15 protein-coding genes and 1 pseudogene are annotated in these 16,493 nt (G+C 62.8%); 4 read left to right on the top strand and 12 right to left on the bottom strand.

The features are described from left to right. Positions 1-54: 54 nt before the first annotated feature. Positions 55-630, bottom strand: a complete 576-nt coding sequence (locus tag NKI95_RS32195) for a DUF308 domain-containing protein (protein ID WP_352721867.1) — start codon at positions 628-630, stop codon at positions 55-57. Positions 631-706: 76 nt separating this feature from the next. After that, positions 707-1,300: a TetR/AcrR family transcriptional regulator gene (locus NKI95_RS32190; protein WP_352721865.1), complete on the bottom strand. Its 594-nt coding sequence runs from the start codon at positions 1,298-1,300 to the stop codon at positions 707-709. Positions 1,301-2,027: 727 nt separating this feature from the next. Between NKI95_RS32190 and NKI95_RS32185 the strand changes: the two are divergent. Both NKI95_RS32185 and NKI95_RS32180 read left to right on the top strand, forming a co-directional pair. Then, a pseudogene (locus NKI95_RS32185) lies at positions 2,028-2,946 on the top strand (alpha/beta fold hydrolase). Positions 2,947-3,120: 174 nt separating this feature from the next. After that, complete coding sequence (locus NKI95_RS32180; RefSeq protein WP_352721863.1) at positions 3,121-3,375, top strand: hypothetical protein; 255 nt, start codon at positions 3,121-3,123, stop codon at positions 3,373-3,375. Between the two features lie 21 nt (positions 3,376-3,396). Here NKI95_RS32180 and recQ read toward each other — a convergent pair whose 3' ends face one another. The 9 genes from recQ to uxaC form a co-directional block, all read right to left on the bottom strand. Next, positions 3,397-5,232 carry a DNA helicase RecQ gene (recQ, locus tag NKI95_RS32175; RefSeq protein ID WP_352721861.1) on the bottom strand — a complete coding sequence of 612 codons (1,836 nt, stop codon included), beginning with the start codon at positions 5,230-5,232 and terminating at the stop codon, positions 3,397-3,399. Positions 5,233-5,594: 362 nt separating this feature from the next. After that, positions 5,595-5,933, bottom strand: a complete 339-nt coding sequence (locus NKI95_RS32170) for a cupin domain-containing protein (protein ID WP_352721859.1) — start codon at positions 5,931-5,933, stop codon at positions 5,595-5,597. A gap of 24 nt (positions 5,934-5,957) precedes the next feature. Continuing rightward, a complete protein-coding gene (kduD, locus tag NKI95_RS32165; protein ID WP_352465635.1) occupies positions 5,958-6,725 on the bottom strand; it encodes a 2-dehydro-3-deoxy-D-gluconate 5-dehydrogenase KduD in 768 nt (255 codons plus the stop codon). Beyond that, positions 6,722-7,579 (bottom strand): 5-dehydro-4-deoxy-D-glucuronate isomerase, encoded by an 858-nt coding sequence (gene kduI / locus NKI95_RS32160; RefSeq protein WP_352721857.1) that lies wholly within the window; start codon positions 7,577-7,579, stop codon positions 6,722-6,724. Before kduI ends, kduD begins: the two co-directional genes overlap by 4 nt. Positions 7,580-7,607: 28 nt before the next feature. Then, positions 7,608-8,384, bottom strand: a complete 777-nt coding sequence (locus NKI95_RS32155) for a FadR/GntR family transcriptional regulator (RefSeq protein WP_352721855.1) — start codon at positions 8,382-8,384, stop codon at positions 7,608-7,610. 10 nt (positions 8,385-8,394) lie between these two features. After that, on the bottom strand, positions 8,395-9,675 hold the full coding sequence (locus NKI95_RS32150) for a TRAP transporter large permease (RefSeq protein WP_292656436.1): 1,281 nt from the start codon (positions 9,673-9,675) through the stop codon (positions 8,395-8,397). A 5-nt stretch (positions 9,676-9,680) separates the two neighbouring features. After that, the gene (locus tag NKI95_RS32145) at positions 9,681-10,208 is read right to left on the bottom strand and encodes a TRAP transporter small permease (RefSeq protein WP_023719697.1); all 528 of its coding nucleotides are present in this window, start codon (positions 10,206-10,208) and stop codon (positions 9,681-9,683) included. Between the two features lie 103 nt (positions 10,209-10,311). Next, on the bottom strand, positions 10,312-11,289 hold the full coding sequence (locus NKI95_RS32140) for a TRAP transporter substrate-binding protein (protein ID WP_352465632.1): 978 nt from the start codon (positions 11,287-11,289) through the stop codon (positions 10,312-10,314). A 38-nt stretch (positions 11,290-11,327) separates the two neighbouring features. Continuing rightward, a complete protein-coding gene (gene uxaC / locus NKI95_RS32135; protein WP_352721853.1) occupies positions 11,328-12,737 on the bottom strand; it encodes a glucuronate isomerase in 1,410 nt (469 codons plus the stop codon). A gap of 176 nt (positions 12,738-12,913) precedes the next feature. Between uxaC and NKI95_RS32130 the strand changes: the two genes are divergently transcribed. Next, complete coding sequence (locus NKI95_RS32130) at positions 12,914-14,392, top strand: mannitol dehydrogenase family protein (protein ID WP_352721851.1); 1,479 nt, start codon at positions 12,914-12,916, stop codon at positions 14,390-14,392. Then, on the top strand, positions 14,389-15,567 hold the full coding sequence (gene uxuA, locus NKI95_RS32125) for a mannonate dehydratase (RefSeq protein WP_352721849.1): 1,179 nt from the start codon (positions 14,389-14,391) through the stop codon (positions 15,565-15,567). The genes NKI95_RS32130 and uxuA overlap by 4 nt, the downstream gene beginning before the upstream one ends. A gap of 2 nt (positions 15,568-15,569) precedes the next feature. Here the strand turns inward: uxuA and lepB are convergent, their stop codons facing one another. After that, positions 15,570-16,313 (bottom strand): signal peptidase I, encoded by a 744-nt coding sequence (lepB, locus tag NKI95_RS32120; protein WP_352721879.1) that lies wholly within the window; start codon positions 16,311-16,313, stop codon positions 15,570-15,572. Between the last annotated feature and the right edge of the window lie 180 nt (positions 16,314-16,493).

The following is a 16,493-nucleotide window of genomic DNA, read 5'->3' as shown; positions in this document are numbered from 1 at the left end:
TGCTAGCAGCTGACAGACCTCTGATCGGGCGCGGTGCTGGCTCAAGATGAAGAGCTATGCAGCTTTCCGCCGCAATTGGCTCACGCTCAGCCAAACCGCCGAAACCAGGAAGTAGAGGGCGCCTACTGCGGCATAGCCGGCCACGTTGGTGATGGATGGCGGCATCGGCATCCGCGCCTGCGCGATGAAAAACGTGCCTGCCAGTGCTGATTGCCCTCCGCTCAGGACCATCGCCCACTGCGCACCAGAGCTCTTCCAACGGCGGACTGCGGTGCCGAGTTGAAGCAAGCCAGACAGGATCGCCCATAGACCGAAGACCCCGAGCACCCAATTCATGCTCATCTTCAGCGCAACAACGACCGCAAGCGTTGTCGCCACACTGACCACGACGTTGATGGTCTGCGTGCGATTCCGTCCCAATCCTCCGCTGCGCGATGCGTCGACAAAATTGGCGAGGGCATCCCATGCAGGATAAGTCACGAGCAACACCGCCGCGATCACCCCGGAATTCTGTCCCACCGTAAAGGCAGCCGCCACCCAGACAGCCGAGAACGCCGTCCGAGCGAAGTAATAGAGCTTGAGCCATTGTTCCTGGCTGGCGCGGGAAAGATCGCCACTGTGAACCGTCATTGGATCGTCCTTTCGACTAGTAGGTAGAGGCTCTCGACGAACGTCGCAGAGCGATTGCATTACGGTTATTTGAGATCTAGGGCCGTATCTTGGGGGCGCGGAGCCGCTCCAGTGCCGAGCCTGTCACGACGCCGAATATCTTCGGATCGCCATAGGCCCGTGCCGAAAGCATCGCGCCGTGAACAGTCGCCATGAACGCTTCGGCCTCGGCACGAGGGGTACTCATCAGTTGAAATTGGCCGTGCCGCGCGCCGCGCTCGAGCACGGATGTCAGCCAAGCCGACAGGGAGCGGAAATGCGCCCGGACCTCAAGGCCAACTTCCTCGGGCAGCACGGGGAGCTCGCTTGCCAACAGCGCGCAGATACAAAACGGGGCGCTGGCGTCCGCAATACAGGTTTCCCAATACCCGGCATAGATCCGCAACTGTTCGAGCGGATCGGATTCGTGAAGTTCGACATTTGCCATCCCCGCTTCAGCTTCTTCCCGATACCGCGCAACCAGCGTTCGGACCAGATCGACCTTGCTTGGGAAATGGTGATGGATGCTCGCCTTACGGATCCCGACCACATCAGCGATGTCGGCATAACTGAAACCGTTGTAGCCGCCAGCGACGATCAGTGAACGCGCACAAGCCAGGATGTCGTCAGAGGTGGTAGACAAGTTGCTCATGCCCTTACCTACCTTCTGGTAGGATGGCAGTCAAGCCTCCTTGCGACGCGAGTAGCGTGAAATTGGGTGGCTATGGCGTAGACGGTCATTCGATCTTCATTGTTTTCGGCCCGCCATCCATTCAGAAAGTTCCGGGTGTTTGTCGATCGAGGTAGCCATCCCACTTCGAGGACGAGGCAACACCCGCCGGCCGACCGGACCACCGCTAATCGCCGCGCGGCTCTGGGCGTTTGCACCGACTGCGCTATCTCCCCATCGTTAGCCTTGTTCTATCGCTGGTTGAAGATCGGGAGGTTTCCATGGATCGGCGACTATTTTTGACAGGAATGTTTGGCATTGCCGGGGCTGCGGCCCTTGCAAGCACAGTTCGGCCAATCAACGCAGTGGCCGGCGTTCCAACTGCCAGAAGCGGCATTCTCGATGAACTCGAGGCGCCGGATGTCGAGACCTTCGACGACGACGAAACTCAAGCAGAGTTGCAACCAGTCTATCATCGCCGGTGGCACCGGCCGCGTCGCCGCCGCCGGCGCGGTTGGAGAAGGGTCTGTCGCGTTTACTGGCGAAACGGCTATCGGCGCAGGCGGTGCTTCCGCAGGCGCGCCTGGGTCTGGTTTCGATTCTAGCAACTAGCCGGCTTGAACCCTTGCCATCGCGACCGGGGTTTTCGCCTCAGGCGACCGTTAGCGCCCTTAGAGAGCTTGTCTAAGGACGCCCGAGGAGGCTGACGGTGTTTGCAGGTTTCAGAGCCACCAGCTTGCGACTGGACGATACGACCATTTTCGCAAGGGTCGGTGGCACCGGTCCGCCGCTGCTGCTTCTTCACGGTTTTCCAGAAACGCATCTGATGTGGAGGGATGTCGCCGCAGCCTTGGCGCCCCGCTTCACGGTGGTCGCCGCCGACCTTCGAGGCTATGGGCAAAGCGGATGCCCGGTTTCCTCTGCCGATCATAGCCCATACGCCAAACGCGCCATGGCCGGCGACATGGTTCAAGCCATGAAGCAACTGGGGTTTGAGCGGTTCATGGTTGCCGGGCATGGTCGTGGCGGGCGGGTTTGCCTATCGCCTGGCGCTCGACCATCCCGACAAAGTCCTCAAAATCGCGGTCCTCGACATCATCCCCACCGCCGCAACATGGGATCGGGCGGATGCCAGACTGGCTCTCGGCTTCTGGCCGTGGAGCCTTCTTGCCCAGCCGGAGCCCCTGCCGGAACGTCTGATAGGCGCGGCTCCCGATGCCGTCGTCGACGATGCAATAACGCAATGGGGATCGTCGGCGAAAATGGTCTCCAAAGAGGTCAGGAACGCCTATGTTGATGCGCTTCGCGATCCCGCGCATATTCATGCCATCTGCGAAGAGTATCGCGCCGCTGCGACGATCGATCGTGAACATGACGCGCTGGACCAGGCAAACGGTCGTCGCATCGAGTGTCCGCTACTGGCGCTATGGAGTGGCGAAGGCGCCCTGGAGAACTGGTATGCGCAAGAAGGCGGGCCGCTGGCCATCTGGAGGAAATGGACCGACAGAGTGGAAGGACGCGCTGTCCAAGGCGGGCACTTTTTCCCGGAAGAGCACCCCGAAAGGATCGCAGCGGTTCTCTCGGAACTCTTCGAAGACAAACAGGACGGTCAGCACAGAGTATTGTAGAGGTCACATGCTTCAGTTACGCGGAACCTCGGGAGCGCTTCGCGGCCCGAGATCGAGAGCCCTCCGGAAATCCGCCCGTCCGGCATCAACGTGCCTGATAAGGGAATGAAGGCGATCTCCACGGCCGCGCCTCTGATATGCAGCCTGATGTTTGTCGGAAGTTGCGCATCGCCTTTGCCGGCATCCTTTGGTGCTGCGAAATACGACAAGATGAGTTGCGTCGAGCTTAACGTGGCGATGGGCGCGGTCGCTGACGAAATGTCGGCAACGGCCATTGCTCGCGGCAAAGTCGTCCACACCAACATTCCGGGCTGGCTGTTGGGAGGGCAGCGTGTCGCCTCGACCGTGGCTGCCCGCCAGAGTGCGAACATCGAGCGCTTGCGGCAGCAGGAGGCTGCGATTGCAGCGGCGAGACGAAGCCGGTGCTGATTGCGTCACTGAAGTGGGTCTTCAGCCCGCCACACCGGATTGATGCGCAGCGATCGCGCCGAGGAATATCTCGCCGAAATCCTTGAGCTTGGCGGCGCCGACGCCGTTGACCGCGGCGAAGGCGTCCAGATCGCGCGGGCAGCGTTCAGCCATATCGATCAGTGTACGATCCGAAAAGATCACGAAGGCCGGCACCTGGCGTTCCCGGGCAAGACGCAGCCGTACAGCCTTGAGCGCGGCCAGCAGCGCCGAATCCAGACCTTCCGTGCCTGCTGCGGTATCCTCAGGACGTATCTTGCCTCGCGATGACTGGCGCGCGTCCAAGCGATACCGGAATGAAGCCTCGCCCCGAGCCAGCGCACGGCCCTTCTCGGCAATGGCGAGGCTGCCATGGCCGGCTGAGTTCAATGTCAGGAACCCTCCCGCGACGAGTTGGCGGAGCAGCGACAGCAAGAAACTCTTTTTATGCACCACACCGGTGCCGAAGCTGGCAAGCCTGTGGTGGTTCCTGTCCAGGACCTTCTCGGTCTCATGGCCGAGCAGGACATCGACGACATGGGCGGCGCCGAAGCGCTCGCCGGTCTGTGCGATCGCCGCCAGGATGATCCGCGCCTCCGCCTCGCCATCCGCATGCGGCGCCTGGTCGAGGCAGTTGTCGCAATTGCCGCAAGGCGAAGCACTTTCGCCGAAATAGCCAAGCAGGATCTGACGGCGGCACTGCGTCGTCTCGCAATAACCGATCAGCGTATCGAGCCGGCCATGCGCGCGCCTTTTGTGCTCAGCCGGCGCATCCTCGTCTTCGATGAAAAGCCGGCGCATGCGTATATCGCCGAGACCGAAGAGCATATGTGCCTCGGCCGCCCGCCCGTCGCGGCCCGCCCGCCCGATTTCCTGATAATAGGCCTCCAAGCTGCCCGGCAGGTCGGTGTGGAAAACATAGGCGACATCCGGCTTGTCGATCCCCATGCCGAAGGCGATGGTCGCCACCATCACCACGCCGGACAAGGTCATGAAAGCATTTTGATTCGCTTCACGCGCGTCCTTGCTCATGCCGGCATGATAGGCGAGCGCGCGTACGCCGTTCCGCTCGAGGAACGCCGCCATCTCTTCGGTCTTTTTGCGCGACAGGCAATAGACGATTCCGCTGCGGCCCGCATGGCGCTGCACGAAACCTAGCAATTGGCGCTTGCTGTCCTGCTTGGGCTCGATGCTTAGCTTGATGTTCGGCCGGTCGAAGCCGAGCACCACGGTATCGACGCGCCCGTCGAACAGTTGCGCGGCAATGTCGGTGCGCGTCGCCTCGTCCGCCGTCGCCGTCAACGCAATGATCGGCACATCGGGGAAGATGCCGCGCAGCCGTGACAATTCTTCGTATTCGCGCCGGAACGCCGGTCCCCATTGCGAGATGCAATGTGCCTCGTCGATGGCGATCAGCCGGACATCGAGCTTGGTCAACGCCTCGAGCATTCGCACCGTCATGAGCCGCTCCGGTGCAAGGTAGAGCAGGCGCGTCTGGCCTGCCGCGACGCGGCGCCATGCAGCGACATTGGCATCGCGGTCGAGTGAGGAATTGATCGTATCGGCCGCCACGCCGGCAAGGCGCAATGCGGCGACCTGATCCTGCATCAGCGCCACCAGCGGCGAAACGACAATGGTGAGCCCGCCCAGGACCAGCGCCGGGACCTGGTAGCAGAGCGATTTGCCGGCGCCGGTCGGCATGACAGCCAGCACATGGCGCTCGGCCAGCAGCGCCTCCATCACGGCCGCCTGGCCGAGACGAAAGTCATCGAAGCCGAACACATCCTTCAGAATGCGCCGCTTGGAATCCTCTGCCGGGATGCTCGCTGCAATCTGCATTACAGAACTTTCGGGGATACGACCTGCCGAAATTCCCCGGCGAATCGCCAGGTGATTGCCTGGACAGCAGATTCGAACATTTATCGACCCCTCTGGTCCCGCCCTCGGCACCGCCTGAAGCGACCTTCTCTCTCATTGGCCGATATCGGACCGCCGTTCCAGCCCCTATTCGCCTTGACTGTGAATATCGCGCCGCCTCGGAGCGGTTAATCCTATCTTCACCATCATTCGGCAGGTTCAGGTTCTGCGGTGATGTTTTGAGTACCGCGGCGCCACAAGCGCCCAGGCAACACGCCCGCGTCTCTCCGGAGGCGCGGGTTTTTCGTTATGAGAACCGGCTGCCTGATCTTCGGGCCCGCAGCTCAGTCGAGGAAATCCGCGCGGTACGGCGTAAAGCTGTCGACCAGTCGTCCCGCCTCCAGCGCCTTGACGCCATGGACAAGGTTGGAAGGAACGATGAAGCTGCTGCCGGTCTCCAGGACCTCGGTCCTGCCGTCGATGGTGACCTCGAAGCGACCTTCGGCGACGTAGCTCGCCTGGACGTGCGGGTGTGAGTGCAGCGCGCCGACGCCGCCCTTGTCGAAACCGAACTCGACCATCATAAGTTCATCCGTGTGCAGGAGCACGCGTCTGCGGTTGCCATCCGGCGTCGGCGTCCACGCACCCTCGCCGGCATGCGAGAAGATTTTGGTTCCGGTCATCGCCAAACTCTTATCATTTGCTGCTTATCGCGCCAGCCAGCCGCCATCCACCGGCACCACCGCGCCATGCATGTAGTTCGACGCCGGCGCCAGCAGGAATACGGCTGCGTCGCCGATGTCTTCCGGCGCACCCCAGCGTCCGGCCGGAATACGCGCCAGGATCGAAGCGCTGCGGTCGGGATCGGCGCGCAGCGCCTCGGTGTTGTTGGTCTCGATATAACCGGGCGCAATACCGTTGACGTTGATGCCCTTTGCCGCCCACTCGCAGGCAAGCAGCCGGGTGATGCCGAGCACGCCATGTTTGGAGGCGGTGTAGGAGGCGACGCGGATGCCGCCCTGAAAACTCAGCACCGAAGCGATGTTGACGATCTTGCCGCGCCGCGCCTGATCGGCGAGCACGCGCCTGGCAAAGCGCTGGCTGAGGAAGAACACCGTCTTCAGATTGACGCCGATGACGTCGTCCCAGTCGGCTTCGGTCAGGTCGACCGCATCGGCACGCCGGATGATGCCGGCATTGTTGACCAGGCCGTCGAGCGGCCCGGTATCGTCCCAGACGCGGTCAAGCATCGCCTGGGCGGCGGCATCGTCGCCAAGATCGCAGCGGACCGCCTCGAAGCGGCCGCCGGCCGCTGCAATCTTCTCCGCCGTCTCGTCCATCGCCGAGCGGCCGACGCCGACGACCGCGCCGCCGGCGCGCGCGATCGACATGGCGATGCCCTGGCCGATGCCGGTATTGGCGCCGGTGACGAGGATACGCTTGCCGGTAAGGCTGAAGGCCGAGAGGTCGCTCACTTGAGCTCCTCCATCGCCACCAGGTCGACATCGGTATAGTCGACATTGTCGCCGGCCATCGCCCAGATGAAGGCGTAGTTCGAGGTGCCGGCGCCCGAATGGATCGACCATCCCGGCGACAGCACCGCCTCCTCGTTGCGCATGACGAGATGGCGCGTTTCGTCCGGCTCGCCCATGAAGTGAAACACCCGCGCTGCCTCCGGCAGATCGAAATAGAGATAGGCCTCCATGCGCCGGTCATGCACATGGCATGGCATGGTGTTCCAGACGGAACCCGGGGCAAGCTGGGTCATGCCAACGACCAGCTGACAGGTCTTTACGCCGTCGGCATGGATGAACTGGAAGATCGAGCGCTCGTTGGAAGTCGCCTGGCTGCCGAGATCGAGCCGCTTGGCATCGCCGATGCGGATCAGCCGGTTGGGATGGCCCTGATGCGCCGGTGCGCTGAGCAGGTAGAATTTAGCCGGCTCAGCCGGGTTGGTCGCAGCGAACGATACCTCGTCCGTGCCCATGCCGAGATAGAGCATGTCGCGCGCCTGCAGCTCGTAGGATTGACTGCCGGCTGTCACGACGCCGGCACCGGCGATGTTGACGATGATCATCTCACGGCGGTCGAGAAAATTCTTGGTCCCTGTCGGCTTGATCGCCTGCAGCGGCAGCGGTGCGCCGGCGGGCATGGCGCCGCCGACGATCATGCGGTCGTAATGGGTGTAGGTCAGGCTGATGCGGCCGGGCTGGAACAAGTCCTCGATCAGGAAATTGTGACGCAGTTCGTCCGTTCCCATAGCTGCGGCAGAAACAGGATCGATGGCGAAGCGGGAGGTGAAATCCGTATGATTGTCAGTGTGATTCATTGCTGTCCCATGGGGCTGCCTCAATTGCTTATTCAGTTGCCGCGGCCTTGACCGAGTCGGCATAAAAAATCTGGCGCGCGTGCAGGCGCTCGCGATAGCGCTGCTGGCTGGCACCGAGATGCGCGCGCATCGCCTCCCGGGCCGCCTCGGCATCGCCTGCCGAGATGGCATTGAGGATCACCAGATGCTCACGCTGCAGGCCGCGCTGATAGGCGTCCGATTGGGCGATCTCGGTCGACCAGGGCGAGGTCACATCGCAAGGGATGGCGCGGCGGCCGAGCACGTCGAGCATCTCGACATAGAATGGATTGTTGGTGGCGCTGGCGATTGCGCGGTGGAAGGCAAGGTCGGCCGGTCCTGTCGGCTCGCTGTTGAGGAGCAGCCGTTCGAATTCGAAGAAGGCTTCCTGGATCGCCGCTTCCTGCGCGGCGTTGCGGCGGATGGCAGCGAGCCCGGCGGATTCGATCTCGATCGCCAACCTGACTTCGAGCACGTTGAGGGCGATCGAATCCTTGCTGCCCATCTCTGCTGCCAGAGCACCGAACGCTGTCGAGATATGCTCGGTGACGAAGACGCCGGCGCCTTGGCGCGGTTCGACCAGGCCGTCCGCGGCAAGCTTGGCCAGCGCCTCGCGTATTACGGTGCGGCTGACCCCGAAGGTTTCAGTCAACTGACCCTCGGTCGGCAGCTTTTGCCCCGGCTGGATCTCGCCCGCCTGCAGCTGTTTGCGGATCGCCGCGACGACGATTTCCGAAAGCTTCGGTCTTCGTTCGACGCGGAGGTCGACTGCGGTATCCGAGGCCATGTCGCACCCCCTATTTGAAGACGCTCGGCAGCCATAACGAAATGGCCGGAATGTAAGTGACGAGCGCAAGCACCACGAGACCCGCCGCATAGAACGGCCAGATCGAGCGCATCGATTCCCAGACGGATATCTTGCCCACGGCACATGCCACGAACTGCACTGCGCCCACCGGCGGCGTGTTCAGTCCGATGCCGAAATTGAGGATCATGATGACGCCGAAATGCACCGGATCGACGCCGTAGGCCTGCGCCACAGGCAGGAAGATCGGCGTGCAAATGATGATCGTCGGCCCCATGTCCATGAACGTGCCGAGGAACAGCATCAAGAGGTTGAGCAGCAGAAGCACGACCAGCGGATCGTCCGAGATCGCGTTCATGGAGGCGATGAGCGCTGCCGGCACTTTCAGGAAGGCCATCAGCCACGAGAACGCCGCCGCCATGCCGATGATGAGCAGCACCATGGCCGTGGTGCGCACGGCGCCATGGGTGGCATGAACGAACCCTTCCCAAGTCATCTGCCGGTAAACGAAGACGGTCACGAGCAACGCATAGATGACGGCGATACAGGAACTCTCGGTGGCGGTGAAGACGCCCGATCGCACGCCGCCGAAGATGATCGCGATCAGCAGCAGGCCGGGAACCGCAACGGCGAAAAGATGCGCGACGGCGGTGAAGCCCGGAAACGCCTCGGTCGGATAGCCGCGGGAGCGCGCCACGATATAGGCGGTGACCATCAGCGACAGGGCCAGTAGTAGGCCCGGGATGATGCCGGCCGTGAACAGATCGGCGATCGAGATCTTTCCGCCTGCCGAGATCGAGTAGATGATCATGTTGTGCGACGGCGGCAGCAGCAGTGCGATCAGTGCCGCCATCGACGTGACGTTGACGGCGTAGTCCGCTCCATATCCACGCGCCTTCATCTGCGGGATCATCAGGCCGCCTACCGCCGCCGCCTCCGCAACCGCAGAGCCGGAGATGCCGCCGAACAGTGTAGCGGTCGCGATGTTGACCTGGCCGAGGCCGCCGCGCAAATGGCCGACGAGCGAGCCGGCGAAGGCAACGATCTTGCTGGCGATGCCGCCGCGCACCATCAAGTCGCCGGCATAGATGAAAAACGGAATGGCCAGCAGCGAAAAGACGCTCATGCCGGAATTCAGGCGCTGGAATACGATGAGCGGAGGCAGGCCCATATAAAGGACGGTGGCGAGGCTTGCGACGCCGAGGCAGAAAGCGATCGGCGTGCCGATAAGCATCAGCAGGGTGAAGACGCCGAAGAGAATCCACAGTTCCATGGGCGTCAGACCTTCACGTTGGCAGTGTCGAGTTCGGCTGCTACTTCGGCCGGCGGCAATTCATCGAGGGCATCGTCGATCGGCGCGCCGGAGAGGCGAAGCACGATGCGCTCCAGCGTGAAGAGCACGATGAGCGCGCCTCCGGCGACAAGCGGGACGTAATCCCAGCCCCCCGATATGCCGAGTGACGGCAAGACGGAGCCCCACGTCAATGCGACCAGCTGGCTGCCATACCAGATCATGCCGATGCCGAAGGCGAGCGCGACGAGGTCCGAAATCATCCGCAGCCAGCGCTTGCCACCTTTCGGCAGCACGTAGAGCAGGACGTCGAAGCCAAGATGGTAGTTCTCGCGCACACCGACGGCAGCGCCGAGGAAAATGAACCAGCTCATCAGCATCACCGACCCCGGCTCGGTCCAACTCGGCGAACGGTTCAGAACATAGCGGCCGAACACCTGCCAGGCGACGAAGGCGGTCATCAGCACCAGCCCGATGCCGGCGATCGACAGCGCCGCCGTGCTGACGCGCGACATCACTTGCGCGACGCCGGACAGGAGCGGTGTTGGTTTTGGGCTGGAAGTCACCGGTTTTCTCCCCAGGAGGATGGCGGCACGGAATGTCCGCGCCGCCGCTTGATCACTGCACGGCCTTGATGGCTTCGACCATGGCCTTCAGCTTGTCGTCCTTGACGTGCTTCTCGTAGACCGGCCCCATCGCGTCGATGAAGGGCTGCTTGTCCGGCGTCGTGATCTGCGAACCGGCCGCCTCGACCTTGGCGCGCGATTCCTTGACCTTGGCGGTCCACAGCTCGCGCTGCTTGGCGACGCTTTCCTTGGCGGCCGCCTTGAAGATCGCCTGGTCTTCCGGCGTCAGCTTGTCCCAGCTCGACTTCGCCATGACGAAGGCTTCCGGCACCATCGTGTGCTCGTCGAGCGAATAGTACTTGGCGACTTCCGCATGCTTGGCGGTGTCGTAGCTCGGAAAATTGTTTTCCGCGCCGTCGATGACCCCGGTCTCGATCGCCGAATACACCTCGCCATACGGCATCGGCGTCGCGTTGGCGCCGAGTGCCGCCACCATGTCGACGAAGATGTCGGACTGGATGACGCGGAACTTCATGCCGGCCATGTCGGCTACGGTGTTGATCGGCTTTTTCGAATTGTAGAAGGAGCGCGAGCCGCCGTCGTAAAAGGCGAGCAGCACCAGCCCGACCTGGTCGAACGCCGCCGCGATCTGGTCGCCGATCGCCCCGTCCATGACCTTGTGCATATGCTCTTCCGAACGGAAGATGTAGGGCAGCGAGGGCACGGTGGTCTCGGGGATGAGCCCGTTGAACGGCGCCATCGAGACGCGGTTGAGATCGATAACGCCGGTGCGCACCTGCTCGATCGTGTCCTTTTCCTCGCCGAGTTGCGCGGAAGGATAGATCTCGACCACATAGCGGCCGGCCGTGCGCTCCTTCACCAGCTCGCCGAAATATTTGACCGCCTCGACCGTCGGATAGCCGTCCGGGTGCGTGTCGGACGAGCGCAGGACCGTCTGGGCGCTTGCCGTTCCGGCCATCAGTGCGGCGGCAAGTAGCGTAGCTCCCGCCAGTCTCGAAAAATGCAGCATTGGTTTCCTCCCGTTTTGAACGATGGCGGCAAGCGCCGTTAGAGCCGGTACGCCTTTTTCGCGAGCGTATAGGCAAGTTCCTGCGCCAGCTCGTGCGCCTCGTCTTCGCCGAGTCGATGCTCGGCGACGAGACGCGCCAGATATGCGCAATCGACCCGGCGCGCCACATCATGGCGGGCCGGTATGGATGGAAAGGCGCGGGTGTCGTCGTTGAAACCGACGGTGTTGTAGAAACCGGCCGTTTCGGTGGTCATCTCACGGAACCGGCGCATCCCTTCGGGGCTGTCGTGGAACCACCAGGCCGGCCCGAGCTTCAATGCCGGGTAGACGCCGGCGAGCGGCGCTAGCTCGCGCGCATAGCTGGTCTCGTCGAGGGTGAAGAGGATGATGGTGAGGTCGCGCTCCAGCCCGACACAGTCGAGCAGTGGCTTCAGCGCCGTCACATAATCGGTCCGCGTCGGAATATCGAAGCCTTTGTCCCTGCCGAACTTTTGAAAGATAGCCGGCGAATGATTGCGCCAGGAGCCGGGATGGATCTGCAGGACCAGCCCGTCGTCGCGGCTCATCTTGGCCATCTCGGTCAGCATCTGGGCGCGAAACAGTTTTCGCTCCCGCTCGTCGTCCGAGCCACGGCGGATGCGGTTGAACAACTCCTCGGCGGCGGCATCCGAGAGATTGGCGGTTTCGGCCGTCGGATGGCCGTGATCGGAGGAAGTCGCACCAAAGCTCTTGAAGAAGGCGCGCCGCTGACGGTGCGCCTCGAGATAGCCGGTCCAATTGCCGGTATCGCACCCGGTTATCTCGCCAAGCCGGTCGAGATTGGCCGAGAACCCTTCGAAATCGGGATCGACGACCGCGTCCGGCCGATAGGCGGTGACGACGCGGCCCTCCCAGCCGCTGTCGCGGATCATCTGGTGCCATCTGAGATCGTCGAGCGCACCTTCGGTCGTCGCGATGACCTCAATGTTGAAGCGCTCGAACAGCGCTCGGGGGCGAAAATTCTCCCACTGCAGCAAGGTCGAGATCGTGTCGTAATGACGGTCGGCGGTTGCGGCCGTCAGCGGCTCTTCGATGCCGAACAGATGGGCAAGAATATGGTCGAACCACAGCCTGGTCGGCGTGCCGCGGAACAGGTAATAATGCTCGGCGAAGCGCCGCCAGATCGTCCTGCCGTCGGTCTCCACCGGCGAGCTATCAAGCGTCGGTACGCCAAGCTCCTCAAGGCGAACGCCCTGGCTGAACAGCATGCGGAAAATGTAGTGGTCCGGCACGATCAGCAATTGCGCCGGATCCGGAAACGCCTCGTTGAGCGCATACCAGCGCGGGTCGGTGTGGCCGTGCGGGCTGACGATCGGCAGGTCCTTGACCGCGGCATAGAGATCGCGGGCCAGCGAAAGCGGGCGCGCCTCGGCGGGAAACAGCAAATCCGGATCCGTCAATGCGGCCACGTAAATCCTCCCAATCCGGACATCGGTAGGGTTGGAAAGAAATAATGTCAACATACAAAAACTGGGTTGTTGTATGATGACTTTTCGTCGGTCATTGCCCATTGTGCATGACGGCATCGGGTGTTACGCCGCCTGACAGCAGCGACCCAACAATCTCGTCAGACACGCGTGGCGCAATGACCAATAGACGCCTTTCCAACAGCACGCTGAAGGCACTGCCGGCTTCGGTCGCGGTTCCGCGTTATGCCCGCAGCGGCATCGCACCGGGCATCGTCCATCTCGGCGTCGGCGCGTTCCATCGCGCCCACCAGGCGGCCTATGTCGATGACTGCCTGGCGGCGGGAGAGGCGGACTGGGGCATTGTCGGCGTGTCCTTGCGCAGTCCAGACACGCGCGACGCACTAGCGCCGCAGGATGGCCTCTACACGCTGGCGATCAGGAGCAGCATGGGCGAAGAGCTGCGCGTCGTCGGTTCGATCCTGACGCTGCTGGTGGCGCCGGAAGATCCGGCTGCCGTGCTCGCCGCCCTGACCGATCAGCGCACCCGCATCGTCACGCTCACGATCACCGAAAAGGCTTATCTGAGAGCAGCCGGCGGCGGTCTGGACAGCACCCATCCGGACATCGCCCATGATTTGGCTAACCCACAAATGCCACGGACGGCGCATGGTTTCCTGACCGAAGCGCTGTCGCGCCGCCGTGCCGCCGGCATCCAGCCTTTCACCGTGCTCTGCTGCGACAACCTTCCGGCCAATGGCGCCACCCTGCACCGCCTGCTGGTCGAATTCGCAGCACTGCGCGATCCGAGCCTCGCGGGGCACATCGCCGACGGCGTCGCCTTTCCGTCGAGCATGGTCGACCGAATCGTACCGGCGACCACCGATGCCGACCGGGCGCGTATCGCCGTCGAGCTCGGCGTCGAGGATGCCTGGCCGGTGATGACCGAGCCGTTCTGCCAATGGGTGGTCGAAGACGATTTCCCGGCTGGCAGGCCGGCCTGGGAAAAGTTCGGCGTCACCATGGTCGGCGACGTCGGGCCCTTCGAGGACATGAAGCTGCGGCTGCTCAACGGCTCGCATTCCGCAATCGCCTATCTAGGCCTGCTCAGCGGCTACGACACGGTCGACCGCGCCTTCGCCGATCCGGCGATCCGGCAATTCGTCGACGGGCTATGGGCCGAGGCCATCCCGACGCTGCCGCAGGACGCCGGGCTCGATACGGCCGGCTACACGGCCCAGCTCGCCGAACGCTACTCGAACACCGCGCTCGCCCATCGCACGACGCAGATCGCCAATGACGGCAGCCAGAAGCTACCGCAGCGCATCGTCGCCTCGGCCCTCGAGCGGCTGGGTGCCGGTGACCCGCCCGCCCATCTCATGGCGGTAGTGGCCGCCTGGATCGCCGCTTGCGAAGCGCGCGGCAAAACCTTGCCGGAAGCCCATTTCACCGACCCGATCGACACTCGGCTTACGGAGCTCGGCAGCCGGCCGGCTGTCGAAACGGTGACGGCGATGTTCGATCTCGCCGGCTTCGCCAAGGACCATTCACATCGCATGACACTGATCGATCTGACGGCAGCCCATCTCGAGCGCCTGCGGCGGGGCGGGCCTGCCGCCGCCTTCGCGGCGCTTGGCATAGGGAGTGAGAAGCCATGAGACAGACCTGGCGCTGGTTCGGGCCCGACGATCCGGTGACGCTCGCCCATGTCCATCAGGCCGGCGCCGTTGGCATCGTCAGCGCGCTGCATCACCTCAATGACGGCCGCGCCTGGCCGGCGGACGAGATCGCCAGGCGCAAAGCCGAGATCGAGGCAGCAGGCCTGACCTGGGACGTGGTCGAGAGCATCGTCGTCCATGAGGACATCAAGACCCGCAGCGGCGACTGGCGGACCCTGATCGACAATTACAAGGCCTCGATCCGCGCCGTCGCCGCCGCCGGCATCAACACCGTCTGCTATAATTTCATGGCGATCACCGACTGGACGCGAACCGACCTCGATTATCCGATGCCGCATGGCGGCACGGCGCTGCGCTTCGATGTCGTCGAGCTCTGCGCCTATGACGTCTTCATCCTCGAGCGAGAAGGGGCGGAGGCCGATCACCCGCCGGCCCGCGTCGAGGCCGCGCGGGCGCGGCTGCAAGGGATGAGCGAAAGTGACAAGGCAAGGCTGGAGCGCAACCTGATCGGCTGGGTGCCGGCGCGCGAATTCATCTTCGACCGGGCAAGCTTCCGCCGCGCCCTCGACCTCTACAAGGACGTCTCCACCGAAGGCCTGCGCGAAAACCTGTTTGCCTTCCTGCGCGAGATCGTGCCGGTGGCCGAAGAGGCCGGCGTCAGGATAGCGATCCACCCCGACGATCCGCCCTTTTCGTTGTTCGGCCTGCCGCGCATCGTTTCCAGCGCCAATGATGCCCGCGCGCTGCTCGACGCTATCGCTTCGCCGGCTAACGGGTTGACGCTGTGCACCGGCTCCTATGGCGCGGGCGCGCAGAACGATCTGCCGGCAATGGCGAAGGCTTTCGCCGAGAACATCCATTTCGCCCATCTGCGCAATGTCACCAAGGAGCCGGACGGCTCCTTCCACGAAGCCGAGCACCTCGACGGCGACACCGACATGGTGGCGGTCGTGTCGGCGCTGATTGGCGAAGAGCGGCGGCGCAAGGCGGCAGGCAGGGCGGACTGGCAGATTCCGATGCGTCCGGACCATGGCCATGCCATTGTCGACGACATCGGCAAGAAGGTGAACCCCGGCTATTCCTGCATCGGCCGCCTGAAGGGCCTCGCCGAACTGCGCGGCGTCATGCGCGCAGTAGAAATGCTGACGAGCTGAGGCTATCTGCTCGCCTGGCCGTTCAGCGTCTGTCGAGATGAATAATCGGTGCCCTTGGAATTCCAGAACAACCGCACAGCCTTGCCGACCAGATTTTCATAGGGAACAAACCCGACACTGAACCGGCTGTCGGAGGCATTGTCGCGATTGTCACCAAGCACGAAGTAGTGGCCTTCGGGCACCTCAAACACGCGCGTATTGTCACCAATCGAGTTGTCGGTAAGGTCGAGGACGGAATGGGTGACGCCCCCCGGCAGAGTTTCGCGTTGAAGTTTGGCTTTCGAGAACTCTTCGGACGAAAAAGTGCCGATATCGTCGAGTCCCACCGCGACATCGTTGATGTGAAGCACCCCGTCGATGATCTGGATCCTTTCGCCCGGAAAGCCGACGATCCGCTGGATGTAGTCCACGCTCGGATCGGGCGGGAACTTGAAGACAACCACATCTCCCCTTTTGGGTTCCGCGCCGAACAGCCGCCCGTCAAATGAAAGAACGTTGAAGGGCACGCTGTAGCGACTGTAACCGTATGCGGATTTGGAAACGAAGAGATAGTCGCCCTCCTGCAACGTCGGCACCATGCTGCCGGAGGGAATCGAAAACGGCTGGAATAGGAACGCGCGCGTGGCAAATGCGGCCGGATACGTGGTCAGAAAGACGAGCACCAGCACCCAAAGCCCGTGCGCATACCATCTGTCCGGCTTAAATCGGCGCGCGAACGGCACGACAAGCGCTGCCCACAGGATCATCAAGCCGATACTTGAAAGATCGGCCAGCCAGGCAAGATCGACGCCGGGTAACACCGGAAATCCGATATAGACAAGCGCGAAAACGACGGCGCCGATCACTAGAGCGGTTCCCCCTTTGACGGAATCAAAGGGGATTCCAGATTTATCTGTTTTGTGATTCAAGATGCTGGCTGGAGTGGA

Source organism: Mesorhizobium sp. M0306 (genome assembly GCF_040321655.1).
In the GTDB taxonomy this organism is placed as follows: domain Bacteria; phylum Pseudomonadota; class Alphaproteobacteria; order Rhizobiales; family Rhizobiaceae; genus Mesorhizobium.
Note: the sequence above shows the minus strand (reverse complement) of the source record. Positions and strands in the feature narration are given on the sequence as shown.

Coding starts and splice junctions, on each gene's coding strand:
- NKI95_RS32195 (WP_352721867.1), bottom strand. CDS start 630: ATGACGGTTCACAGTGGCGATCTTTCCCGCGCCAGCCAGGAACAATGG.
- NKI95_RS32190 (WP_352721865.1), bottom strand. CDS start 1,300: ATGAGCAACTTGTCTACCACCTCTGACGACATCCTGGCTTGTGCGCGT.
- recQ (WP_352721861.1), bottom strand. CDS start 5,232: ATGCAGATTGCAGCGAGCATCCCGGCAGAGGATTCCAAGCGGCGCATT.
- NKI95_RS32170 (WP_352721859.1), bottom strand. CDS start 5,933: ATGACCGGAACCAAAATCTTCTCGCATGCCGGCGAGGGTGCGTGGACG.
- kduI (WP_352721857.1), bottom strand. CDS start 7,579: ATGAATCACACTGACAATCATACGGATTTCACCTCCCGCTTCGCCATC.
- NKI95_RS32155 (WP_352721855.1), bottom strand. CDS start 8,384: ATGGCCTCGGATACCGCAGTCGACCTCCGCGTCGAACGAAGACCGAAG.
- NKI95_RS32150 (WP_292656436.1), bottom strand. CDS start 9,675: ATGGAACTGTGGATTCTCTTCGGCGTCTTCACCCTGCTGATGCTTATC.
- NKI95_RS32145 (WP_023719697.1), bottom strand. CDS start 10,208: ATGTCGCGCGTCAGCACGGCGGCGCTGTCGATCGCCGGCATCGGGCTG.
- NKI95_RS32140 (WP_352465632.1), bottom strand. CDS start 11,289: ATGCTGCATTTTTCGAGACTGGCGGGAGCTACGCTACTTGCCGCCGCA.
- NKI95_RS32130 (WP_352721851.1), top strand. CDS start 12,914: ATGACCAATAGACGCCTTTCCAACAGCACGCTGAAGGCACTGCCGGCT.
- uxuA (WP_352721849.1), top strand. CDS start 14,389: ATGAGACAGACCTGGCGCTGGTTCGGGCCCGACGATCCGGTGACGCTC.
- lepB (WP_352721879.1), bottom strand. CDS start 16,313: ATGATCCTGTGGGCAGCGCTTGTCGTGCCGTTCGCGCGCCGATTTAAG.